The sequence below is a fragment of the Gluconobacter albidus genome (assembly GCF_002723915.1).
Taxonomy (GTDB): Bacteria; Pseudomonadota; Alphaproteobacteria; order Acetobacterales; family Acetobacteraceae; genus Gluconobacter; species Gluconobacter albidus.
This window is the reverse complement of the sequence record NZ_BEWL01000005.1, coordinates 1-20471: the sequence shown is the minus strand read 5'-3', so window position 1 is coordinate 20471 and position 20471 is coordinate 1. Positions and strand designations below refer to the sequence as shown.

Here is a 20471-nt window from a genome sequence, read left to right as displayed (position 1 = left end):
GAGAGGGAAGTATAGCAGACAGAAATGCAGTTTTGTTTCAGTGCAGCGTTATCGGTTTTTTATTTCCATGGGGTCCCAGCTTTCGAACTTCACTGTTCGAACGACTTTCATCAGGTTCGATGGTGTTGTCCCTGCATTGTAATGGCTTCCCATTCCGGCTGTTTCATGGCCCAGAATCTGGTCAATCCACTCTACCGGGTAGTTCAGTCCATCGCTTCGGTGACCAAGCATGGTTCGGAACAGATGTCGGAAACTGTGAAATGTTGTCTCACGAGGCAGACCCGCATCTTTCTTGAACTTGCTAAACCTTTGAGAGAAAGCCGCTCCATATTTATTAGTGGAGGCAGCATAAGGAAGGTCGAAAAATATCCGGTCTCTTTTGGATTTCTCGCAGTTTTTGGCGCGTTCAATCAATCCGGTAGAGTTCTTGATATAAGAATGAACGGGAATGAGACGTTCACCGGCCTCTGATTTTGGGTTCCAGATTTCCTTCCCATCCGCATCTCGATGAATCCGGATATCGAAACAGAGAACACCCTCAACTTCATGAATATCGCATGGGCGAAGTCTGCAAATTTCTTCCAGCCTCATGCCTGTATAGGTCGCAACGGATATAATCTGTCTGACTGTGTTGATATTAATCCGTGGCTTCCACAGGGTTTCCATGAGAGCCGCCAACTCTGTTTCCTTGAACGGCCTTCTGTCCACGGTCTGTTCGTTAATGGCCGTTACCATATGCTTCGACCAGATATCGTATTCCTTCTTGTCGTCCAGTTCTCCAATCGAGATGGCATAACTCCAGATTTCGGCCATCTTGTTGATGTGTCGGCTCATCGTGTCTGTTGATAAAGTCACGTATCCAGGATTTCGCGTCCGGTGGTATGCGACAATTTCTCCCAGAGTCATCGTTTCTTCTTTGGGAGATTTCCCCCAGTATTTGGGCATCTGTCTCAAGACGTTGATGAAAGCTGATGAGTCTTTACGGGTAAAAGTATGCAGCTCACGGGTGGTGTCAGTGAATCTGCCAAACAGACTGCATGCGGCTACAAAGTGGTTATAGGTCTCTATGGAGACGCTTGCCCTCTTAATTTCCAGATACCTGTTGGCGATGTCTCTGAAGGGTACTGAGGAGATTTTTGGCGGAATCTGGTGGTGCATGACAGGAGCAGCGGGAGCCTGCTGGCTCATATCGGGTATCTTGGAGATGGCCTGACCCAGCAGGGCTAACAGTTGACCTTCCCGCTCATGATTGCCTGCTGCTTTGGCAGCTTCCAGTTCTGCACCCAGACGCTGGATTTCGTTCAGAAGGTGAGCGTTTCGGCCATCCACGTCCTGCACGAACTGCTGAAGGAATCTGTCAGAGGCTCCTGAGAGATATTTTTTCTTTACGTCAATTCCAGCACTGGCTCCTGCCAGCCAATCCTCTTTGAAATCAGACGGGTGGCGCTTCACCATCTCCAGAAGATAATTCTTAAGGTCAAACTTTTCAGGCAAGGCACCACCACCCGACAGGAAACAGAACAGGTTCTCGACCTGTCCATATATCATGCCCGCACGGGACGTGGCGTCTCTCTTCCTGTGCGTGCCTAGAGAGAGCCAGATTTCAGTCTGACCCAAAGCATCACGAATATGTGAAGGGACTACTCTGCGGAAGTGGTAACAGCCATTTTTTCGTTTGAGCATTGGAGCCAGTTTTGGGGACGAAAATGGAGAAAAGTCCCAAAACTCAATTTTTTACCCGAATAAAATCTGTTTGATATCAATGATTTATATCGGAGTTTGGCTGGGGCGGGAGGATTCGAACCTCCGCGTGGCGGAATCAAAATCCGCTGCCTTACCGCTTGGCTACACCCCAATCGATGCGCTCTCTGGAGCGCATGCTTTCGGACTTCTAGTCCGAACCGGTTGTCTTCGTAAAGTCCGAAGTCAGGACTCCAGTTCGAGATCGTGGTCTGGCAGGCCGGTATTGTTCAGGGCCTCGTCCATTTTGCGCCGGGCTGAGGGCTTGAGAATCCCGTATCGCTCGGCACGGTCCAGTGCGCCATCGAGGGCAGCCATGGTCGCCGCTAGGTCCGGGCTTTCGTCTTTTTCCCAAGCCCGCATGGCATGTGCCCAGACGGCTGCAAGGGCATTGATGCGCCATACGCCGCCGAAACCCGTACAGTCGATTCCGGCTGTTTCTGCCAGCCATTTCATGGAATCAAGGGTTGTGCCAGCTAGAAAGGCGGCCAGAGCGGGATCGTAGGGAACAGCCTGCAAGACTGCCCGCACCCCTTCGCGATATTCCTGAAAAATATCGAAGCGGCGCATGATCAGGTCGAAGAGATATTCGCGCAGCGTGCCGCCATTACCATCGTCACGCAGGGCGCTGGCGTCGGCCAGACGCCCGAGCTGGAGCAGGAGGAGAGCTTTGACGGGATAGCGTTTGCGGACTGTCTCGACCGGCAGGTCGGCGTCCCGGGCGGCATCCACGAGCGAAAAGCGGTGCCATCCCTCGCTTGCGGCGAGCGACAGGGCAGACTGGAGGAGGGCGGCGTCGAAGGCTTCCTGCGCCATGTCCGGCGGACCACTCAGTGCCATGTCGTCGGATTCAAAGGGGTCCTGCCGTCCGTCCATACGGGTCTCCTGTCGAAAGCTTCTGGTCTATTGGTGGGAGCATTGCGGTCCGCCGACAAGCTCTCTCCCATAAAGAAACCGTCAGCCAGCGAGTTCGTCGGCCCGTTTTGTAGCAGCGTCAATAGCTTTTGGAACCGTTTCGGGCCACGCATCGGGTTTCATGAGGATGGCCAGAGCCGCGGCAGTGGTGCCGTTGGGGCTGGTGACGGCCTTGCGGAGGTCTTCTGCGCTTTCGGGCAGATCGTCGAGCATGCGTCCTGCGCCATAGATTGTTCCACGGGCCAGACGGCGGGCGACATTCGGCGCCAGACCATGCTGTTGCCCAGCTTTTTCCAGCAGTTCGGCCAGAAGGAACACATAGGCCGGGCCGGAGCCGGAAATGGCCGTGACGACCGACAGATCGTTTTCGTTTTCGACCGGTACGACGTCGCCAACCGCGAAAAGCAGATCGTGACAGATGGAGGTCTGCTCCGGGGTGGCTGCGGCCGAAGCGTAGAGACCGCTGATCCCGGCACCGACCGAGGAGGGGGTGTTGGGCATGGCGCGCAGGACCGGAATTTCCGCGCCCGCAAGCCGGGCTGCTTCCGAAAGAGCCTCGCAGGTACGGCCCGCCATGACTGAGAGAAGGGCGGCACCGTTCAGGCGCGGCCCCAGCGCTTTTCCAAGCGCGTCGATCACGATTTCGGCAGCGCCAGGTTTAACGGCGAGGACGATGATGTCGGGTTGGAAATCGGCAGGGATTTCGGCGGCTGTCCGGACGACGGTGATCGTATCGTCCGGACTGGTTCGGTGTCGGTCAAGGACGACGAGGCGTGGCGGAGTGGGGGAGGCGAGCCACCCGTCGAGGAGCGCGCCTCCCAGCTTGCCGCACCCTGCAAGAAGGATTGAAGGGACGGATGGCACTGTCAGGCGTCTCCCACACAGTCGAGCATGGCGGCGTCTATGGCCTCCTGCGGTGATTTTCCGCCCCAGAGCGCGAACTGGAAGGCGGGATAAAAACGCTCGCATTCTGACATCGCGATTTCCACGAGGTCTTCCATGCTTTCGCCTGGCAGCGTCTGCACGCCGCGCAGCAGGAGCGTATGTCGGTAGGAGGGCGTGCCTGTGTCGGGATCGACGGCGAAATGGCCGATCCAGAGGCGGTTATTGGCGAGGGAAACGAGTTCGTGGACGGCCGGCCGGCGCTTTGCGGGGGAGCGCAGGTCCATGATGCAGTTCAGATGCAGGGCCGACAGTTCGTCGGACCATGTGAAGTACAGGGAATAGTCGCACCACTGTCCGGGGGCCTGGGCGGCCATTTCGGACGGGCCGAGGCGTTCGAACTCCCATTCATAGAGGCCCATGACCTGTTCCATCAGGTCGAGCGGATGGGATTCTGTTTCATTGGTGAGTGAGGTGCTCAGGGCAGGCATGGCGGGTCTCCCAAGGCCGTGGAGCCTGGCACCGGCCTGGCGCCGGTGCGGCGCTCCAGATGTCTGCGGCCGGAAGCGGAAAACCCGCTCCCGACATCAGTTACGTTATGGAGCCTTGGCCTCGGGTGCAAGCATTACGCGTTGCAAAAGTCACACTGGTTTCGGGGACTGTTGCAGATCAGCCCTGTGGGCCGCCTTTTTCTTCGGTTGCAAGCTCCTCGACAGAAGCCAGACGCGATTCGATTTCGGCCAGACGCTGTTCTGTTGCGTCCTGTGCCATGCGCGCACGGGTTGCCATTTCCTGTACCGCGTCGAATTCGTCACGTCGCACGAGGTCGAGGCTGTTGAGGATTTCGTCCACGCGGGTGCGGACGATGGCATGAAGCTCTTCGCGGGCGCCGGTCACGGCGGAAAATGCGTTACCGGCAAGGCCAGCGAGGTCGTCGAAAAAGCGGGGTCTGTCAGCCATGGTGAGGGTCCTGCTGTTCTGCGGCGTGTCGTGTCGGGCGCGTCGCTTGGATCGTTATCGGGGGCAGACTATACAGGAAGGATGATTATCGTCACCGGCGGGGCCGGATTCATTGGTTCGTGTCTTCATGCCGCCCTGCGTCGCCGGGGCTTGCGGACGGTTGTGGTTGACCGGCTCAGGGACGGGGTGAAGTGGCGCAATCTGGCGTCCCATGCGCCGGATCGCATCATCACGCCTGCTGAGCTGGAAGGTTTCCTTGCGACCGAACCTGATGTGGAAGCCGTGTTTCACATGGGGGCGATCAGCGCCACCACGGCGCGGGACGGAGATCTTGTCTGGTCGAGCAACGTGGCCCTGTCGCAGAAACTGTGGCGGTGGTGCGCGGCGCGGGGTGTGCGGATGATTTATGCGTCCTCTGCCGCGACCTACGGGGCGGCGGATCGGCCGGAGATGTTCCGTGACGGGCTGGATGGCATTGATGGCCTGAGGCCGCTGAACCTGTATGGCTGGTCCAAGCAGGCTTTCGATCTGTGGGTGAAGCGGGAAATCGAAAGCGGAGCGGCTGTGCCGCCGCAATGGGCCGGGCTCAAGTTCTTCAACGTTTATGGGCCGAACGAATACCACAAGGGGTCAATGATCTCGGTCGTGAAGGTCAAATATGACGAGGTCGTGCAGGATCGTGCTGCAAAGCTGTTCCGCTCGGACGTGCCGGGACTGGCCGACGGGCAGCAGCAGCGGGACTTCATCTGGGTCGGGGACGTTGTCAGCGTCATGCTGTGGCTGTTCGATCATCCTCAGGCCAGCGGGCTGTTCAACTGCGGGACCGGTGTGGCGCGGAGTTATCTCGATCTGGCACATGCGGTCTGTGACGCTGCGAAGCGGGCGAGGGATGTCGAATTCGTGGACATGCCCGAGAAGCTGCGCGGGCAGTACCAGTCCTTTACCTGTGCGGATATGAGCCGCCTGCGCGCTGCGGGCTATGATGCGCCGTTTACGTCTCTTGAAGATGGAATCGGGCAGTATGTGCGCGACTATCTTTCCCGTTCCCACCCCAATCTCTGAGAGCCGATTCCGTGAGCCATCCCCTGATCTTTCCTGATTTTGATCCGGTTGCCTTTCATGTCGGCCCTCTTGCGGTGCGCTGGTATGCGCTCGCCTATATGGTGTCGTTCATCATTGCGCTGCCGATTGCGAAGCGGCTGAACCGTCTGGCGCCGGAAGTGGCGACGAAAGAGCAGGTCGACGACTTCCTGTTTTACGCCATTCTTGGTGTGTTGCTGGGGGGGAGGCTGGGTTACGTCCTGTTCTACCGGCCGATGGATTATCTTTCGCACCCGCTGGAGATCTTCAAGACGTGGGACGGTGGGATGTCGTTTCATGGTGGGGCGCTGGGCGTCATTCTGGCGCTGGCCTATTTCAGCTGGAAGAACCGTCTGAGCTTTTTGGCCTTTGCGGACCGGATCGTGCCGGTGGTGCCGATCGGGCTGGGGCTTGGGCGCTGTGCGAATTTCGTGAACGGGGAGCTGTGGGGGCGTCCGGCGTCTCCGGATCTGCCCTGGGCGATGATTTTCCCGACGGGTGGGCCGATTCCGCGTCATCCTTCCGAATTATATGAAGCCCTGACCGAGGGTGTGCTGCTGCTGTGCGTCATGCTGTTTGCAGCCAGCCGTCCGGCGGCGCGTGAGCGGTTCGGGTTCCTGTCGGGGCTGTTCCTGTTCGGCTATGCCTGTGCACGGAGTTTCTGCGAGTTTTTCCGGCAGCCGGATGCGAATATCGGGTTCCTGTCCGGTGGCACGACGATGGGGCAGTTGCTGTGCATTCCGATGGCGCTCGCGGGGATGGGGCTCATGGTTTATGCGATGCGGCGCCTGGCGCAGGTGTCGGCACATGTCTGAGGCTGTGCTGACGGGATCGGTTCTCAGGGTGCCGCACGGGTTCTTCACGCGGCTCGGGGGCGTCTCGCTGGCGCCGTATGACAGCCTGAACTGTTCGCTGTCCTCGCAGGACGACCTGGCGAATGTGACGGAGAACAGGGCCCGGGTGGCACAGGCGATCGGGGTGGAGCCGGATCATCTGCTGGGGCTGAAGCAGACGCATAGTGACATCACTGTGCCTGTGACGGCCGAAACGTCCCTCTGGGTCGCGGGGGCCGGGGAGGTCGGGGATGCGCTGGTGACGGACCGTCCGGAGATCGGCGTGAGCGTCATTACGGCGGATTGCGGGCCGGTGCTGCTGTCTTCTGAGGATGGACGGATCGTGGGTGTGGCCCATGCGGGCTGGCGTGGCGCTGCGGGCGGGATTCTCGAATCCGTGGTAGCGCAGATGGTTGCGCTGGGGGCTGTGGGAATTCGGGCTGTTGTCGGGCCTTGCATTGCACCGGCGAGCTATGAAGTCGGGCCGGATATGCGCGATGCTGTTCTGGCTTATGGGGCGGAGGGGGAAATCTTTTTCCGTTCAGCGCCCCGCGCCGGGCATTTCCTGTTTGATCTGCCGGGCTATTGCGGGTTTCGCTTGGAACAGGCCGGAGTCCGGACCGTACAGATTCTGGGCGTCGATACGCTGACAGATCCGCGTTTCTTCAGCCATCGCCGCCGCACACTCGCAGGCGGTGGGCATATCGGGCATCAGATTTCGGCGATCCGCCCGCTGGCCTCTCCACTGGGCTGAGGGCGGCGAAGGCCGGATTTCTCCAGCAGCCAGCGATCGGCGGGGCGTGAGAGAAAACGGTCCACGAGGACGCCGAGGCAGAAGGACAGGCCGAGGGTCGGGAGGAACCAGACCCAGCCGAACGTCCAGTTCTCTCCGGTGGCTCTGAACAGGTGGACCATCGGCATGACGACGAACATGTGGCTGAGATAGATTTCATAGCTTAGTCGTCCCCACTGACGCGGCCATGCCAGAAACCGGTTTGCGGTCGCCTTGCCCCAGCCGTTGTAGAAGGCGAGCAGCAGGACCGCGCAGGATAATGTAAAGAACAGTGGAGCGCCGTAGTTCAGGGTCTGCCAGAGGATATGGCTGTCCAGCAAATAGAGCCCGACACCGAAGGTTCCGGCCCAGCCCAGCCAAGGCGTGAGGCGCGCAAACATGGCAGGAGGCATCCGGTGTGCGAGCAGGGCTGTGCAGACGCCCATGGCGATTGCGGAAATACCCGGTCCATAGGCTTCGTCCTGCCAGATTTCCGAGGCGTCCCGGAGTTGCCATTCAGCAAACGGGAGGGAGAGGGCGAGCAGCGCGAAAATGCAGACAAGCAGTCCGGGGCCGATCAGTTTTGGAATGCGCCCACTCAGGAGGCAGAGGATCGGGAAGGCGAGATAGAACAGTTCCTCGACCGACAGCGACCACAATACGTCCCAGTTGGCCGGTAGGTAGTTCGTCCGGGCTTCATAGAGGTTCAGATGCATGAACAGGGCTGCAAAAATGGCGCCGGGCAGCGTCTGGCTGTCGTGATGGAAGCGGAAGTCAGGCGCCCCCGCGATTTTGAGAACCGCGAGAATTCCCAACAGAACCAGCAGGCATGGCAGGATCCGGCAGGCGCGGCGTCCGGAGAAAGCGAAGACGTTGATTTTACCTGGACTGCCCCAGCGGCGGATTGTGTGATCGGTAATCAGAAAGCCTGAAATGACGAAGAAGATCTTTACGCCTTTGGCGCCGTCCCAGGTCAGGGCTTTCAGCAGAAAGTCGGGGAAGACTGTGGAAAGGCCGGTGTGCACCAGGGGGATGCGCAAAGCGAGGTGATGGATGACGACGAGGATAATGGAAATGCCCCTGAGCAGGTCGATCCCCGGATTGCGTTGTGAGCCTATCGTAACTGTCTGCACCCTGAGATCCCATTCTGCAAAGGCAGAACACTTCTGTAATGAAAATCAGGCATGATTCCGTTTGGAATGCGGCATGAGGCGGGCTGAGGCAAAAATCAGGTCTGTGCGAACGTCTGGTTTTCGTCGAGGGGACGTTTTTCCGTTCTGGGGCCGAAGAGGAGTGTGACGGTGGCGCCGGACAGGAGGATCAGGGTGGTCAAGCCGAAGACGCCGGGAAAGCCGGCGAGCGGGTAAAGCCAGCCGATCAGGACGGGGGAGGCGATGGCGCCGAGGCGTGCGATGGCGGAAGCGAGGCCCATGCCCCGGGCGCGCAGGGCGGTCGGGAAGAGTTCGGGGGTGTAGGCGTAGATGCCGCCGAAAGTGCCGTTCATGAAAAAGGACAGCAGGATGCCGAAGATCAGGACCTCCATGGGAGTCCGGCTGGCGGCCATGCCGATGGCGCTGAGTGCTCCGGCGAGCATGAACAGGGCCACGGTTCCGCGTCGTCCAAGGCGGTCAGTGAGCAGGGCGGCGCAGGCATAGCCAGGGAGCTGGGCGAAATAGATCGAGATGGCGTAGCCGAAGCTTCGGGTGATGGTCATGCCCCGTTCGATCATCAGGGTCGGGATCCAGGTGAAGAAGGCGTAGAAGCTGAAAGTGATGGCGAGCCACATAGCCCAGCTCATGAAGGTGGAGCGCCGCAGGTTCGGGGCAAACAGATCCCGGACCGGGCGCAGGGAAGGAGCGCCACGGTCGGTCGCGGTGGTCAGGCCGACCGCGAGGCCTGCGCTTTCTTCAATATCGCCGACGATCCGGCAGGCCTCTGCCGTGTGGCCCCGTTCGTCGAGCCAGCGGGGGGATTCGGGCAGAGCGCGGCGCCACCACAGCAGCATGAGGACTGGAAAGCCTGTCAGGGCCAGAGCCCAGCGCCAGCCATCCTCCATGGCGGGGACAAGCATGAATCCCAGAATCGCCGCCGTGACGTAGCCGAAGGAATAAAATCCGGTCAGGGCCGCGGTGAAGGCGCCCCGATAGCGCGCGGCGACGAATTCGCTGAGATAGGGTGCGATGATCGTGGCTTCCGCACCGGCCCCGATCCCGGATAGCAGGCGGCACAGGAAGAAGGCGATGAAGGAGGACGATCCGGCGGACAGGAGCGAGCCGATGGCGTAAATGGCCAGCGCGCTCATCATGACGCGGCGGCGGCCCGACCGGTCTCCCCACCAGCCGGATAGCAGGGCGCCCAGCCCGTAGCCCAGATAGGTGGCGCTTCCGAGCAGGCCCAGCGCCGGGCCGCTCAGATGCCACTGGTTTTTCAGCATGGGCAGCGCAAAGGCGACAATGGCGGAATCGAGGCCGTCGAAGGTATAGCCGAGGCCGCCGAGGAACAGCAGTTTCCAGTGAAAGCGGGTAAAGGGCAGGCATTCGATGCGGGCGGCGATGCTCATCGGAGGGGATATCTGCCGGGAACTGTGGAAACGGAACGCAATCGTAGCGGTCGCGGGACGGGATGGTCCAGAGGGGTGCAGCAGGGCCGTTGAGTCCGAAAATGGTTGTATCGGTGGCGGTTTTCCGCTACTCCGCGCCTCGCACAGGCACCCCTGGAGGTCTGTGTTGACGAAATTCAATACGCAGGAGCGTAACAGTGGCTAATTTGACGACACTTGCTGTCTCGACGCGTGCGAAGGCTGGTAAGGGGGCAGCGCGCGCAACGAGACGTGAGGGCCTGGTGCCGGCCGTGATCTACGGTGGCAAGGAAGAGCCCTCCATCATCGCACTTGATCCGCGTGTGATCATGAAGGAACTGCATCGCGGTGGTTGGTCCTCGCGCGTGTACAACCTTGCTGTCGAAGGCGCAGAGCCGGTTGCGGCCCTGATCCGCGACGTGCAGCTGCACCCGGTTTCCGATGCCCCGATCCATGTGGACTTCCAGCGCGTTACGGCTGGCACGAAGATCCACGTGGAAGTCTCCATCGCTTTCGTTGGCGAAGAGAAGTCCCCGGGCATCAAGCGTGGCGGCGTTCTGAACGTTGTGCGTCATTACATCGACGTGCAGGCTGATCCGGCCAACATTCCGGAGCACTTCACGGCAGATCTGAGCGGCCTCGACATCCACGAAAACGTGCGCTGGACGGACCTCAAGGGCACCGAAGGCGCTGTTCTGGCCAGTGGTCAGGCTGCGGACATGGTCATCGCCTCCATCGCGGCACCGACCATTGACGCCGAAATGGAAGCCGAAGCTGCTGCCAAGGCCGCTGCTGAAGCTGCCGCTGCTACGAAGCCGGGCGCAAAGAAGAAGTAATGTCATGAGGCTCTGGACCGGTCTCGGCAATCCCGAGCCGGGGATGAGCCGTCATCGACACAATATCGGCTTTATGGCGGTCGACGAGATCGCCAGGCGCCACGGTTTTTCACCGTGGCGCAAGCGCTTCCGGGGGGAGACTTCCGAAGGCGTCATCGGGGGGCAGAAGATTCTGCTCCTCAAGCCGATGACGTATATGAACCTGTCGGGTGACAGTGTTCAGCAGGCCGCGCAGTTCTTCAAGATTGCGTCGGACGATATCACCGCATTTCACGATGAACTCGATCTTGCTTTCGGCAAGCTGCGCATCAAGCGTGGTGGTGGCGCCGCCGGGCATAATGGTCTGCGCTCGATGGACAAGTGTCTGTCGGGGCCGGATTACTGGCGCGTGCGGATGGGAATCGGTCATCCGGGGCACAAGGATCGTGTGACGGGTCATGTGCTGGGGAATTTCGCCAAGGCGGAAGAGCCGGAACTCGAGCGCTGGCTTGAGGCCATGGCGGACGCAGCGCCCCTTCTTGCGAAGAAAGAGCACGAAGCCTTCATGACAAAGGTTGCCCTGCTGGCGGCGTAACGGTGTTCCGGCTGAAATGGCCGGTCAGGGCAGGTCTGACAAACAGGGCCATGACATCCATCAGGGCGTGAAATCCCATCAGCCAGATCAGGGGGGGTCCGTGGAGGGCGCGGAGCATGAAGATCAGGCCGATGACCGTTGTGATCAGCACGCCTTTGCGCCCCTGATACCAGTGCATTCCCCCGAACAGCAGTGTTGAGAGCGCTGCGCCTGCGATCAGGCTCCCGGTGAGCTGGCCTGCGAGCAGGGGAAGTGCCAGACGGAAGAAAAGCTCTTCTCCCAGACCCGCATTCAGGCAGAGCAGAAAGGCCAGCCCGGCTTCGGGCAGGGTGCGTGGGATCAGGGCAGAAAAATCACCAAGTGGGTTGAGGAGTGCGGGCCGCTTCAGCTTGCGGAGCAGAATGAACATGCCCGCGAGGATCAGAAGCCCGCAGGTGAATCCTGCGAAAAACGCGGGTGATATTTCAGGAGGCGTCGTGCTGACCGGTGTCGCCGGTGCGGACAGGCGTAGCTGGATAAGGGATGTGGGCTTCACGGATTCAGGCAGAATCCAGAGCGTCACGAGACCCCCAAGATCGAAAAACAGGACGCTCTGCAACAGCCATTTCAGATAGAAGCGGCGTCTTTCCTGAGTATGGGGGGCAGTGCGGAAGATTTTCCAGTCCTGCATTCCCCTGCGGCTGTGGTGCACGCAGGCGGCCAGCAGGAATGCGAGCCAGAGGATTGCCAGAATTCTTGCTGTCGGGATGTCGTGCAGGATTGTCATGGGCCTGTTCTCTTTCCATATTGGAAAATCAGATCATCATTTTCCATATTGGAAAGTCAAGGCTATGCAGCAGGATGGATTCGAAACGACGGATGTGAGGAGTCGGGACGATGCGCGTGCGCAGCTGGAAGCCCTGGACGCCTTCAGGAACAGGCTTCCGAAGGAGCTGGTCTGTCCGTGGTGGAATGCGCCGGTCATGGGCGGTCTGCTGGCGCTTCTGACCTTTGCGATGAGTCTGGACCCGTCCTTCATTTTTCTGCTGGAAGGACTGTGCGTCGCATTGATGGGCATTTTCTACGCGCTCGCGCGGCGGCAGATGGGATATTTCGTCAATGGATACCGTCGGGGGCGCACCCGGAAGATCGCAATCGGTATGATTCTGGGGGTTTATGCGATGATGGCGCTGTCTGGAGCGGGGGCGAGGGTACTCCATCTAGCGTGGCTGCCGTGGATTGCGACGCTGGGCAGTTTTGCGATCGGCTATGGGGTTGCACTGCTCTGGCGGAGAGCCTGGCAGGCTGGTATGACGGCGCGGTTGTGACGGTTGTTCCCCAATTCGATCCTGTTATTCATCCTCCGGTTCGCTTGCAGCTTGCTGCGGCCCTGTCGGAGGTGAACGACATGGAATTTGGCCGGGCGCGGGACCTTCTGGGCGTGAGTGACTCGGTCCTGTCCAAACATCTCGCGCAGATGCAGGAAGCGGGTTATGTGCGGTTGCGCAAGGCGCCTCTGGGGGGGCGGCAGCGAACCTGGCTGGTTCTGACTGCACAGGGGCGTGCGGCTTTGAAGGCGCATGTGCGGGCCTTGCAGGATCTGGCGGGAATCGTGGGCTGAAGCCTGTTTCGCGAGGGTGGGAGGTTGTGAGCCTCTCCGGTTTCTGCGAACAACAGGGCAACGGAATTTTCTGGAACGGGTCGTTCGCGTCCGAGCGGTCTTTTAATGATGATGGAGAGCACGAATGGGTTTCAATTGCGGCATCGTTGGTCTGCCCAATGTTGGCAAGTCCACGCTGTTCAATGCCCTGACGGAAACGGCGGCTGCACAGGCTGCAAATTACCCGTTCTGCACCATCGAGCCGAATACGGGGCGTGTGGCCGTGCCGGATGCGCGGCTGGATGAACTGGCGCGGATCGGCAAGTCCATCCGCAAGGTTCCCACAAGCCTTGAGTTCGTGGATATTGCCGGTCTGGTTCGCGGCGCGTCCAAGGGCGAAGGGCTTGGGAACCAGTTCCTTGCCAATATCCGTGAAGTCGATGCCATTGTGCATGTTCTGCGCTGCTTTGAAGACGACGACATCACGCATGTTGAAGGTGGCGTTGATCCGGTTCGGGATGCGGACATCATTGAAACTGAACTGATGCTGGCGGATCTGGAGAGCCTTGAGAAGCGCCAGATCGGGCTTCAGAAACGCGCCCGCGGCAACGATCGTGAGGCACAGGCACAGCTTGAACTCCTGGAGCCGCTGCTTGTGGCTCTGCGGGATGGCAAGCCGGCGCGGACGGCTGTTCCGAAGGGACAGGAGGTTGAGGCGTCCCGTCTTCAGCTTCTGACGACGAAGCCTGTTCTGTATGTCTGCAATGTCGAGGAAGCCTCGGCGTCCACCGGCAACGCGTTTTCGGAAGCCGTGCGCAAGCGGGCCGAAGCCGAGGGTGCGGGCGTTGTCGTGGTGTCGGCCGCCATTGAAGCGGAAGTCAGTCAGTTGCCGCATGAAGACCGTACGGAATTTCTGGACGGTCTGGGCCTGACGGACAGCGGACTGGATCGTGTGATTGCGGCTGGTTACAAACTTCTGGGTCTGCGGACGTATTTCACGGTTGGACCGAAGGAATCCCGCGCCTGGACGATTACGGCCGGGACGAAGGCACCTCAGGCCGCTGCTGTCATTCACAACGACTTCGAGCGTGGCTTCATCGCCTGCGAAACCGTGGCGTTCGACGATTACGTGGCCTGCAATGGCGAGGCCGGGGCCAAGGAAGTCGGCAAGCTGCGGATCGAAGGCAAGGAATATGTGGTGCAGGATGGAGACGTCCTGCTGTTCCGTTTCAATGTCTGAGACGGGGGAAGACGCCGTCCGGATTCTGGGCGGTCTGGCGGAAAAGGCCCGCCGTGCCAGCCGGAATCTGGCGCGCGCCAGCGAGGAAACCCGTAATCTTGCGCTTTTTGAGGCTACAAAAGCTTTGCGGGAGCGGTCTGCCGGGATTGTTGCGGCCAACCGGAAGGATCTGGCTGCCCTTTCCGAAGACCGGAATGCAGCTTTCCGTGATCGTCTGACGCTGACGCCGGAGCGGATCGAGGCCATGGCGCGGGGTCTGGAGGATGTTGCGCGTCTGCCGGACCCGGTGGGACGTATTCTGGCAGAGTGGGATCGGCCGAATGGTTTGCACTTCCGCCGGGTTGCGACACCACTTGGCGTGATCGGCATGATCTACGAAAGCCGTCCGAATGTTGGCGCGGATGCGGCGGCGCTGTGCATCAAGTCAGGCAATGCTGTGATTTTACGCGGGGGCGGGGAGAGCCTGCATTCGGCGCGCGCGATTCAGGTTGCGATGGAAGATGGATTACGGGCCGCCGGGTTGGATGAAGCCTGTGTGCAGATTCTGCCATCTGCCGATCGTGCTCTGGTGGGAGCCATGTTGCAGGCTTCGGGGCAGATTGATCTGATTATTCCGCGTGGTGGCAAATCCCTTGTGGAGCGGGTGCAGCGCGAAGCCCGCGTTCCGGTTCTTGCCCATGCGGATGGCCTGAATCACACCTATGTTCATGCAAGCGCTGATCCGGCCATGGCGCGGAAGGTGCTGTTGGACGCGAAAATGCGCCGGACGGGCGTCTGTGGGGCAACGGAAACGTTGCTGATTGACGCTGCGATTGCGCCGACACTCCTGTCGCTCTTGGTTCAGGATCTGGGGGCGAAAGGATGCGCGTTCCGGGCTGATGACCGGGCCCGCGCGATTGTGCCGACACTTGAAGCGGCCCGAACTGAAGATTTCAGGACGGAATGGCTGGATTCGGTGCTGTCGGTTGCGGTGGTGGATGGGGTTGAGGACGCTCTGGATCACATCGCCCGGCATGGAAGCTCGCATACCGAGGCCATTATTGCGGAGGATGCGGAGGCCGCGGCTGGGTTTCTTAATGGAACGGACAGTGCGGTTGTGATGTGGAATGCGTCCACGCAGTTTTGTGACGGTGGAGAATTCGGATTCGGAGCGGAAATCGGGATTGCGACTGGCCGCATGCATGCACGCGGCCCGGTGGGGCTCGAACAGCTGACATGCTATCGCTACGAGGTGATCGGCACCGGACAGGTGCGGGGCTGAGCAGTATTCCGACGTCTGGCGACGGCCGGAACATGCGGATCGGCCTGCTGGGAGGATCTTTTAACCCCGCCCATGCCGGTCATCTCATGGTGGCACGGCGGGCATTGCGGGCGCTGCGGCTGGATCAGGTATGGCTCATGGTCTCGCCGGGGAATCCGCTCAAGCCAGGCAAGGGGATGGCACCGTTCAGGGTGCGTCTTGCTTCTGCGGAGCGGATTGCAGATGGGCGGCGAATCGTTGCGACCGATATCGAATCCCGTTTGGGGCAGCGCTTTACTGTCAGGACCATGGCGTTGCTGAAGCAGCGCTTTCCGCATGTGCGGTTTGTCTGGCTGATGGGGGCGGACGGCCTGGCGCAACTCTCGCGATGGAAGCGCTGGCGGCGCCTGGCGGCGATGGTTCCCATAGCCGTTGCTCCGCGCCCGGGAAGCGTTTCACCCGCGCTCAGAGGGGCTGCGGCGTCTGTTTTACGGCATAAGAGACGGCCTTCGCGGGAATCTCCGGTGCTTGCGGAGCGAAAAGGCAACGCATGGACGTTCCTTTCTGCGCCGCAGAACGATATATCGGCTACAGCGTTGCGTGAGTCCGGCCAGTTTCGTCCGGAGTCCGATCAGGAGTAAAAACCATCACCAAGACGACCTCTCCCGAATCGCAGGCCAAAAAGCCTGTGCGCCGGAAAACCAGCTCCCCCGATGCGGCACTGGCCGAGGCTGCCAAGGTGCCGGGAACGGCTCGCAAGAAGGCTGCTGTCGCCGGACCGAAGAAAACGGCCGTCAAGCGCGAAGCCGTGCAGCCGGACGTTCTGACCAGCATGCTTGCGGTCATCACCACGAGTCTGGATGAAGACAAGGGTGAAGACATCGTTGTGCTGGATCTTGTAGGCCGTGCGAACTTCGCAGACCGCATGGTCATTGCGACCGGTCTCGCCGACCGCCAGATCTCCGCGATGGCGCATCACATCGAGAAGAAACTCAATGAGATCGGCATCAAGCGTATCCTGATCGAAGGCGCGAATGGTAGCGACTGGGTCCTGATCGACGCTGGTGATGTTGTTGTTCATCTCTTCAAGCCGGAAAGCCGCGAGCTTTATGGTCTGGAGCGGATGTGGGGCACGGATCTGGATGGCAGCGAAAACGAAGTCGCGGTCGGACAGGGCGAAGAGCAGGACTGAATGAAACTGGTCGCAATCGGCCGGCTCAAAGCCGGGCCGGAGCGCGAACTGTTCGAACGTTATGCGGGCCGGATCCGGCCCGCCCTGACGGTGACGGAACTCGCGCCGTCAAAGGGCAGCGTCCAGGAGCAGAAGCGCAAGGATGCTGCGGCTCTGCTGGGGGCCTGTCCCGACAATGCGCTGATCGTGGCTCTGGATGAGGGCGGCAAGACGCCTGACAGTCTGCGTCTGGCGGAGATGCTGTCCCGCTGGCAGGAGTCGGGGCGTCCCATTCATTTTCTGATCGGTGGTGCGGAAGGGCTGGATTCGAGCGTGATCCAGCGCGCTGATTCCGTGATTTCCCTTGGGAAACTGACCTGGCCGCACATGCTGGTCAGGGTTCTGATCGCCGAACAGGTTTTCCGGGCCCAGGCCATCAATACCGGCCATCCCTATCATCGGGAATCCCGGCCGGATTGAGCGCCGAGTTATATTTCCCCGATTATATCAGCGAATCGAGCGGTCTGGCGCGTCCGAGGTGAAGGCGTCGTCCGGCGCTTCGGCAACTTCCGTGCTGAGCATTGGATGGCTCAGGGCATCGGAGCCATTCACGACAGCACTGTGACGAAAACTCGAGGAGGTCGAAGCACGGGCCAGCACAACATGCGGGGCCGGGCTGCGGTCACCTTCGTCGGAGTGGGGATAGATGAAGCCGTATGTCGGGTAGATGCTGCCCAGTCGACCGCTGCGGTCATTGAGGCTGACGCGAACGGCGCTCCAGTCGTTGTTGGGAGAAACGTCAACGACGCGGACATTGTGTGCGATGCCGTTCGAGGCCCAGTGTGACTGGTCAATATAGATCGTGCGGCTGTCTTCAACCGAACGCACGACAGCGACATGGCCGAGTGGCATGCGGCGGATAGCCCGGAAGTTCAGAACCGATCCGGCCTGCGGTGCAGACCCGCGCGCGTAAACGCCAGCAGCATTATACCACCAGTCCCGCGCATTGCCGTGCAGTTCGACCTCGGAGGCCGTTTTGGCATAGGCGACGCACTGGATGACGTGAGCATAGGAATGGTGGTGACTGATGGAACGGTGGGCGTGGAAAACAGTCCGTCCATGATGACCCGAACTGTGACGGGCCTGGGCCTGTCCTGAAAAGAACGCGACAGCGGAGAGCGCCAGAGCGGAGAGAAAGGTTTTCCGGCAACTTTTATGCTTCACGATCTTTAGGATCCTGATTGGTTGTGTGTTGTTCGGGTTACAGGGAGGTAACAACCTTCCTGCAACCCTGACAAGAGCAGAATGCAGACCTGTGTGTTAAATTTTCATTTCCATGGAAAATCTTTTTGACACCACATCGTGCTGCATTCTCGCCACAATCGTTCGGGTCAGATTACTTCGTTGTTGTGAGCATGATCTCGACAAGAATTTTCGGGTCGGCCATCACGGCCTGAACACAGGCACGGGCGGGTGCTGCGTTTTCCGGAAGCCAGGCCGACCAGATCGTGTTGAGCGCAGCGCGATCGGCGATATCCTTCACCCAGATCTGGGCCTGAAGGATGCGCGTGTTGTCGGTGCCGTGTTCCTCAAGAATCTGGTCGAGCTGGGCGAGCACGCTGCGGGTCTGTTCTTCAATGCCCTGAGAAAGATCCGCGGCCACAACGCCCTGAGTGAAGATGAATCCGTGATATTCGACAGCCTTGGACAGGATGGCGTTGGGTTCCGTGCGGATGATGCGGCTCATGATGACACCTTGGTCTGGAGAGGAAAGGGCAAGAGTGACCTTCCTGTGAAAACGGGTCAATGATCTGCGCGCGGCAATCCCCTGATTGACTTGTCGTGCGGAGGCGGAGCCTGTATCGCCACATCAGAACGGATCGTCTGGGAGGAGGGGTGATGACTCCTTTGTATGCGAAGCGGGTGCCGGTTACGCCCTTGCGGCAGAACTGCACCATTCTCTCGAACGACGCGGGCCGCGCTGTCGTGGTGGATCCAGGCGGGGATGTTGATGATATCCTTCAGGAACTGGGCGACTTGTCTGTCGAGGCCATTCTCCTGACGCATGGTCATCTGGATCATGCCGGTGGGGCCGCTCCCCTGAAAAAAGCTCTTGAAAAACGGCAGGATCAGAGTGTTCCGGTTATAGGGCCGGATCGGCGGGACGAATTCCTTTTGCAGAGTATTACGAAACAGGCTGCGGCTTTCGGGATCACCGGCATGGAAAATGTGGTTCCTGATCGCTTCGTTGAAGGCGGTGAGGTTCTGCATTTTCTGGGACAGGACCTGCATGTGGCGCATGTTCCGGGTCATACTCCGGGGCATGTCGTTTTCGTGGATCACGGTAACCGACGGGTGCTGGCAGGAGATACGCTGTTTCGTGGAACGGTTGGTCGTACGGATTTTGCCTATGGGGATTCACGCTCCCTTATCGATGGCATCCGGACCCATCTTCTGAATTTGCCAGATGATACCGTGGTTCTGTGTGGACATGGAATGCCGACGACCATCGGCGAAGAGCGTCGCACCAATCCGTTCCTGATTTCCTGAACCTGAAAGTCATATCCTCATGCGAATTTTAAGTTTTGTGCTGCTGGCGGCTCTTGGAATGAGTGCTGGCGTTGCCAGAGCGGAAGATCCGATCACGCAGGCGCAGGCGCGTCTGCCAACGGACAGCCTGACAATCACGACCCGTGATGGGCAGAAGCATGTGTTCACGGTGGAACTGGCCAAGACGTATCGCCAGCAGGAAGTCGGAGAAATGTTCCGTAAGCATCTGCCTGAGAACGAGGGCATGCTGTTCATGTGGCCAGCGCCGCAGGTGTCAGACATGTGGATGCGCAATACGCTTGTGCCTCTGGACATTGTTTTCATTGATTCCACAAATCATATTCATGCCATCGCGGAAAATGCTGTTCCCCTGAGCGAAGCTATCCTGCGGAGCGATGGTGTAGTTGCTAATACGCTCGAGCTCGCGGGTGGTGTGACGGAGAAGCTGGGGATCCGTGTGGGGGATGTTGTTACCAGTTCTGCCCTGAAGCACTGATGGGCCTGTGAAGATTCTGGTTACCGGAGTTGCCGGATTTATCGGGTTTCATGTTGCCGCAGCCCTTCTGAAGCAGGGGATGGAGGTCGTTGGGATTGATGTTCTCAACGACTATTATGATCCTTCCCTGAAAATGGCGCGGTTAGGCCAGCTGGAGCCTCATCCCAAGTTCAGCTTTCTGAAAGTGGATGTGGCCAATGCCCAGACCATGCAGGATGTCATCGGGCTACATTCCGATCTGGAGTGCGTGATCCATCTCGCCGCTCAGGCTGGTGTCCGGTATTCTCTGGTGGATCCCTATTCTTATGTGACTTCCAATGTGATGGGGCAGGTTTCGCTTCTTGAAGCGTGCCGAAGTCTGAAAAAACTGACGCATGTTGTGTATGCGTCTTCGTCCTCGGTCTATGGGCGCAATCAGGAAACCCCTTTTCGGGAAACGGATCGGGTCGAACAGCCGAGTTCTCTGTATGCGGTCACCAAGCGTGCCGCCGAACTGACGTCGGAATCCTATTCATATCTGTATGGTATCCCGCAGACCGGGTTGAGGTTTTTCACGGTCTATGGTCCGTGGGGACGGCCTGACATGGCTTATTACGGGTTTGCAAAAGCGATTTCAGAAGATCGGCCCGTCACCCTTTATGAAGGGAAGGATCTTTCACGCGATTTCACCTATATCGATGATATTGTCAGAGGTGTGGTGAAGGTTTTTGCCAAGCCGCCAGAAGCAGGAAAGGCGCGCCTGCTTAATCTTGGGGGGGACAGGCCTGAAAAAGTTACCCGCATGATCGCATTGCTTGAACGGGATTTGGGGAAGAGGGCTCTTGTTGAACGGCACCCCCGTCCTGTGGCGGATATGGAATCGACATGGGCTTCTTTGGAAAAAGTGAGAGAATTGTGCGGGTGGAAGCCTGAAGTCTCCTTTGAGGATGGCATGAGGGAATTCGCCGTTTGGTTCAAAAAGTTCCACGGAATCTGATTTTTTCACAAAAATGCAATTTTCCTGTTGACCCCTCTCGGTAGCCCCC

Annotated in this window: 25 protein-coding genes and 1 tRNA gene; 15 read left to right on the top strand and 11 right to left on the bottom strand. The window is 59.3% G+C overall.

Annotated elements, in window-relative coordinates:
• Window positions 1–48: 48 nt before the first annotated feature.
• From GAL01_RS07555 to GAL01_RS07530, 6 genes are all read right to left on the bottom strand, one after another.
• Window positions 49–1683, bottom strand: a complete 1635-nt coding sequence (locus GAL01_RS07555) for a DUF6538 domain-containing protein (protein WP_082790732.1) — start codon at window positions 1681–1683, stop codon at window positions 49–51.
• A 97-nt stretch (window positions 1684–1780) separates the two neighbouring features.
• A tRNA-Gln gene (locus tag GAL01_RS07550) sits at window positions 1781–1855 on the bottom strand.
• 71 nt (window positions 1856–1926) lie between these two features.
• Window positions 1927–2616, bottom strand: a complete 690-nt coding sequence (locus tag GAL01_RS07545; RefSeq protein ID WP_062030510.1) for a hypothetical protein — start codon at window positions 2614–2616, stop codon at window positions 1927–1929.
• An 81-nt stretch (window positions 2617–2697) separates the two neighbouring features.
• Window positions 2698–3519 carry a pyrroline-5-carboxylate reductase gene (proC, locus tag GAL01_RS07540; RefSeq protein ID WP_062030508.1) on the bottom strand — a complete coding sequence of 274 codons (822 nt, stop codon included), beginning with the start codon at window positions 3517–3519 and terminating at the stop codon, window positions 2698–2700.
• Between the two features lie 2 nt (window positions 3520–3521).
• Window positions 3522–4028, bottom strand: a complete 507-nt coding sequence (locus GAL01_RS07535; RefSeq protein WP_062030506.1) for a type III secretion system chaperone family protein — start codon at window positions 4026–4028, stop codon at window positions 3522–3524.
• Between the two features lie 178 nt (window positions 4029–4206).
• Complete coding sequence (locus GAL01_RS07530; protein ID WP_062030504.1) at window positions 4207–4497, bottom strand: accessory factor UbiK family protein; 291 nt, start codon at window positions 4495–4497, stop codon at window positions 4207–4209.
• 81 nt (window positions 4498–4578) lie between these two features.
• Between GAL01_RS07530 and rfaD the strand changes: the two genes are divergently transcribed.
• The 3 genes from rfaD to pgeF are packed head-to-tail and all read left to right on the top strand — an operon-like array spanning window position 4579 to window position 7164.
• Window positions 4579–5559, top strand: coding sequence for an ADP-glyceromanno-heptose 6-epimerase (rfaD, locus tag GAL01_RS07525; RefSeq protein ID WP_062030502.1), 981 nt, complete (start codon window positions 4579–4581; stop codon window positions 5557–5559).
• A 26-nt stretch (window positions 5560–5585) separates the two neighbouring features.
• Window positions 5586–6392, top strand: coding sequence for a prolipoprotein diacylglyceryl transferase (gene lgt, locus GAL01_RS07520; protein ID WP_062030614.1), 807 nt, complete (start codon window positions 5586–5588; stop codon window positions 6390–6392).
• Window positions 6385–7164: a peptidoglycan editing factor PgeF gene (gene pgeF / locus GAL01_RS07515; protein ID WP_062030500.1), complete on the top strand. Its 780-nt coding sequence runs from the start codon at window positions 6385–6387 to the stop codon at window positions 7162–7164. The genes lgt and pgeF overlap by 8 nt, the downstream gene beginning before the upstream one ends.
• Here the strand turns inward: pgeF and GAL01_RS07510 are convergent.
• Complete coding sequence (locus tag GAL01_RS07510; protein WP_062030498.1) at window positions 7122–8315, bottom strand: acyltransferase family protein; 1194 nt, start codon at window positions 8313–8315, stop codon at window positions 7122–7124. The two genes, pgeF and GAL01_RS07510, sit on opposite strands and share 43 nt — an antisense overlap.
• A 95-nt stretch (window positions 8316–8410) precedes the next feature.
• A complete protein-coding gene (locus tag GAL01_RS07505; RefSeq protein WP_062030495.1) occupies window positions 8411–9742 on the bottom strand; it encodes an MFS transporter in 1332 nt (443 codons plus the stop codon).
• Between the two features lie 197 nt (window positions 9743–9939).
• Between GAL01_RS07505 and GAL01_RS07500 the strand changes: the two genes are divergently transcribed.
• Window positions 9940–10596 (top strand): 50S ribosomal protein L25/general stress protein Ctc, encoded by a 657-nt coding sequence (locus tag GAL01_RS07500; RefSeq protein WP_062030493.1) that lies wholly within the window; start codon window positions 9940–9942, stop codon window positions 10594–10596.
• 4 nt (window positions 10597–10600) lie between these two features.
• Window positions 10601–11170 carry an aminoacyl-tRNA hydrolase gene (pth, locus tag GAL01_RS07495; RefSeq protein ID WP_062030491.1) on the top strand — a complete coding sequence of 190 codons (570 nt, stop codon included), beginning with the start codon at window positions 10601–10603 and terminating at the stop codon, window positions 11168–11170.
• On the opposite strand, the gene GAL01_RS15965 is transcribed toward pth, so the two are convergent.
• The gene (locus GAL01_RS15965; RefSeq protein ID WP_231865356.1) at window positions 11139–11936 is read right to left on the bottom strand and encodes a CPBP family intramembrane glutamic endopeptidase; all 798 of its coding nucleotides are present in this window, start codon (window positions 11934–11936) and stop codon (window positions 11139–11141) included. The genes pth and GAL01_RS15965 overlap by 32 nt on opposite strands.
• A gap of 64 nt (window positions 11937–12000) precedes the next feature.
• Between GAL01_RS15965 and GAL01_RS07485 the strand changes: the two genes are divergently transcribed.
• The 7 genes from GAL01_RS07485 to GAL01_RS07455 all read left to right on the top strand — a co-directional run bounded on the left by GAL01_RS07485 (window position 12001) and on the right by GAL01_RS07455 (window position 16880).
• The gene (locus tag GAL01_RS07485) at window positions 12001–12477 is read left to right on the top strand and encodes a hypothetical protein (protein ID WP_062030610.1); all 477 of its coding nucleotides are present in this window, start codon (window positions 12001–12003) and stop codon (window positions 12475–12477) included.
• The gene (locus GAL01_RS07480) at window positions 12474–12770 is read left to right on the top strand and encodes a transcriptional regulator (RefSeq protein WP_062030490.1); all 297 of its coding nucleotides are present in this window, start codon (window positions 12474–12476) and stop codon (window positions 12768–12770) included. Before GAL01_RS07485 ends, GAL01_RS07480 begins: the two co-directional genes overlap by 4 nt.
• A gap of 124 nt (window positions 12771–12894) precedes the next feature.
• Window positions 12895–13989 (top strand): redox-regulated ATPase YchF, encoded by a 1095-nt coding sequence (gene ychF, locus GAL01_RS07475; protein ID WP_062030489.1) that lies wholly within the window; start codon window positions 12895–12897, stop codon window positions 13987–13989.
• Window positions 13982–15250: a glutamate-5-semialdehyde dehydrogenase gene (locus GAL01_RS07470; protein ID WP_373317684.1), complete on the top strand. Its 1269-nt coding sequence runs from the start codon at window positions 13982–13984 to the stop codon at window positions 15248–15250. The genes ychF and GAL01_RS07470 overlap by 8 nt, the downstream gene beginning before the upstream one ends.
• Before the next feature lie 32 nt (window positions 15251–15282).
• Window positions 15283–15870, top strand: a complete 588-nt coding sequence (locus tag GAL01_RS07465) for a nicotinate-nucleotide adenylyltransferase (protein WP_062030486.1) — start codon at window positions 15283–15285, stop codon at window positions 15868–15870.
• Between the two features lie 98 nt (window positions 15871–15968).
• Entirely contained in the window at window positions 15969–16421 is a 453-nt protein-coding gene (rsfS, locus tag GAL01_RS07460) for a ribosome silencing factor (protein ID WP_062030608.1), read from the top strand.
• Entirely contained in the window at window positions 16422–16880 is a 459-nt protein-coding gene (locus GAL01_RS07455; RefSeq protein WP_041111584.1) for a 23S rRNA (pseudouridine(1915)-N(3))-methyltransferase RlmH, read from the top strand.
• A gap of 27 nt (window positions 16881–16907) precedes the next feature.
• Here GAL01_RS07455 and GAL01_RS07450 read toward each other — a convergent pair whose 3' ends face one another.
• Complete coding sequence (locus GAL01_RS07450; RefSeq protein ID WP_062030484.1) at window positions 16908–17624, bottom strand: CHAP domain-containing protein; 717 nt, start codon at window positions 17622–17624, stop codon at window positions 16908–16910.
• A 172-nt stretch (window positions 17625–17796) separates the two neighbouring features.
• Window positions 17797–18147: a RidA family protein gene (locus GAL01_RS07445; RefSeq protein WP_062030482.1), complete on the bottom strand. Its 351-nt coding sequence runs from the start codon at window positions 18145–18147 to the stop codon at window positions 17797–17799.
• Window positions 18148–18299: 152 nt separating this feature from the next.
• On the opposite strand from GAL01_RS07445, the gene GAL01_RS07440 reads away from it, so the two are divergent.
• Genes GAL01_RS07440 through GAL01_RS07430 form a run of 3 tightly spaced genes read left to right on the top strand, consistent with a single transcriptional unit; the run spans window position 18300 to window position 20422 of the window.
• The gene (locus tag GAL01_RS07440) at window positions 18300–18950 is read left to right on the top strand and encodes an MBL fold metallo-hydrolase (protein WP_082790730.1); all 651 of its coding nucleotides are present in this window, start codon (window positions 18300–18302) and stop codon (window positions 18948–18950) included.
• A 19-nt stretch (window positions 18951–18969) separates the two neighbouring features.
• Entirely contained in the window at window positions 18970–19446 is a 477-nt protein-coding gene (locus GAL01_RS07435; protein ID WP_062030478.1) for a DUF192 domain-containing protein, read from the top strand.
• A 7-nt stretch (window positions 19447–19453) separates the two neighbouring features.
• On the top strand, window positions 19454–20422 hold the full coding sequence (locus GAL01_RS07430; protein ID WP_062030476.1) for an NAD-dependent epimerase/dehydratase family protein: 969 nt from the start codon (window positions 19454–19456) through the stop codon (window positions 20420–20422).
• Window positions 20423–20471: the final 49 nt, after the last annotated feature.

Bases quoted from the DNA above. Each gene is read 5' to 3' on its own strand.
- GAL01_RS07555 (WP_082790732.1), bottom strand. From the start codon at position 1,683: ATGCTCAAACGAAAAAATGGCTGTTACCACTTCCGCAGAGTAGTCCCT.
- GAL01_RS07545 (WP_062030510.1), bottom strand. From the start codon at position 2,616: ATGGACGGACGGCAGGACCCCTTTGAATCCGACGACATGGCACTGAGT.
- GAL01_RS07535 (WP_062030506.1), bottom strand. From the start codon at position 4,028: ATGCCTGCCCTGAGCACCTCACTCACCAATGAAACAGAATCCCATCCG.
- GAL01_RS07530 (WP_062030504.1), bottom strand. From the start codon at position 4,497: ATGGCTGACAGACCCCGCTTTTTCGACGACCTCGCTGGCCTTGCCGGT.
- rfaD (WP_062030502.1), top strand. From the start codon at position 4,579: ATGATTATCGTCACCGGCGGGGCCGGATTCATTGGTTCGTGTCTTCAT.
- pgeF (WP_062030500.1), top strand. From the start codon at position 6,385: ATGTCTGAGGCTGTGCTGACGGGATCGGTTCTCAGGGTGCCGCACGGG.
- GAL01_RS07505 (WP_062030495.1), bottom strand. From the start codon at position 9,742: ATGAGCATCGCCGCCCGCATCGAATGCCTGCCCTTTACCCGCTTTCAC.
- pth (WP_062030491.1), top strand. From the start codon at position 10,601: ATGAGGCTCTGGACCGGTCTCGGCAATCCCGAGCCGGGGATGAGCCGT.
- GAL01_RS15965 (WP_231865356.1), bottom strand. From the start codon at position 11,936: ATGACAATCCTGCACGACATCCCGACAGCAAGAATTCTGGCAATCCTC.
- GAL01_RS07485 (WP_062030610.1), top strand. From the start codon at position 12,001: ATGCAGCAGGATGGATTCGAAACGACGGATGTGAGGAGTCGGGACGAT.
- ychF (WP_062030489.1), top strand. From the start codon at position 12,895: ATGGGTTTCAATTGCGGCATCGTTGGTCTGCCCAATGTTGGCAAGTCC.
- GAL01_RS07470 (WP_373317684.1), top strand. From the start codon at position 13,982: ATGTCTGAGACGGGGGAAGACGCCGTCCGGATTCTGGGCGGTCTGGCG.
- GAL01_RS07465 (WP_062030486.1), top strand. From the start codon at position 15,283: ATGCGGATCGGCCTGCTGGGAGGATCTTTTAACCCCGCCCATGCCGGT.
- GAL01_RS07455 (WP_041111584.1), top strand. From the start codon at position 16,422: ATGAAACTGGTCGCAATCGGCCGGCTCAAAGCCGGGCCGGAGCGCGAA.
- GAL01_RS07445 (WP_062030482.1), bottom strand. From the start codon at position 18,147: ATGAGCCGCATCATCCGCACGGAACCCAACGCCATCCTGTCCAAGGCT.
- GAL01_RS07440 (WP_082790730.1), top strand. From the start codon at position 18,300: ATGACTCCTTTGTATGCGAAGCGGGTGCCGGTTACGCCCTTGCGGCAG.
- GAL01_RS07435 (WP_062030478.1), top strand. From the start codon at position 18,970: ATGCGAATTTTAAGTTTTGTGCTGCTGGCGGCTCTTGGAATGAGTGCT.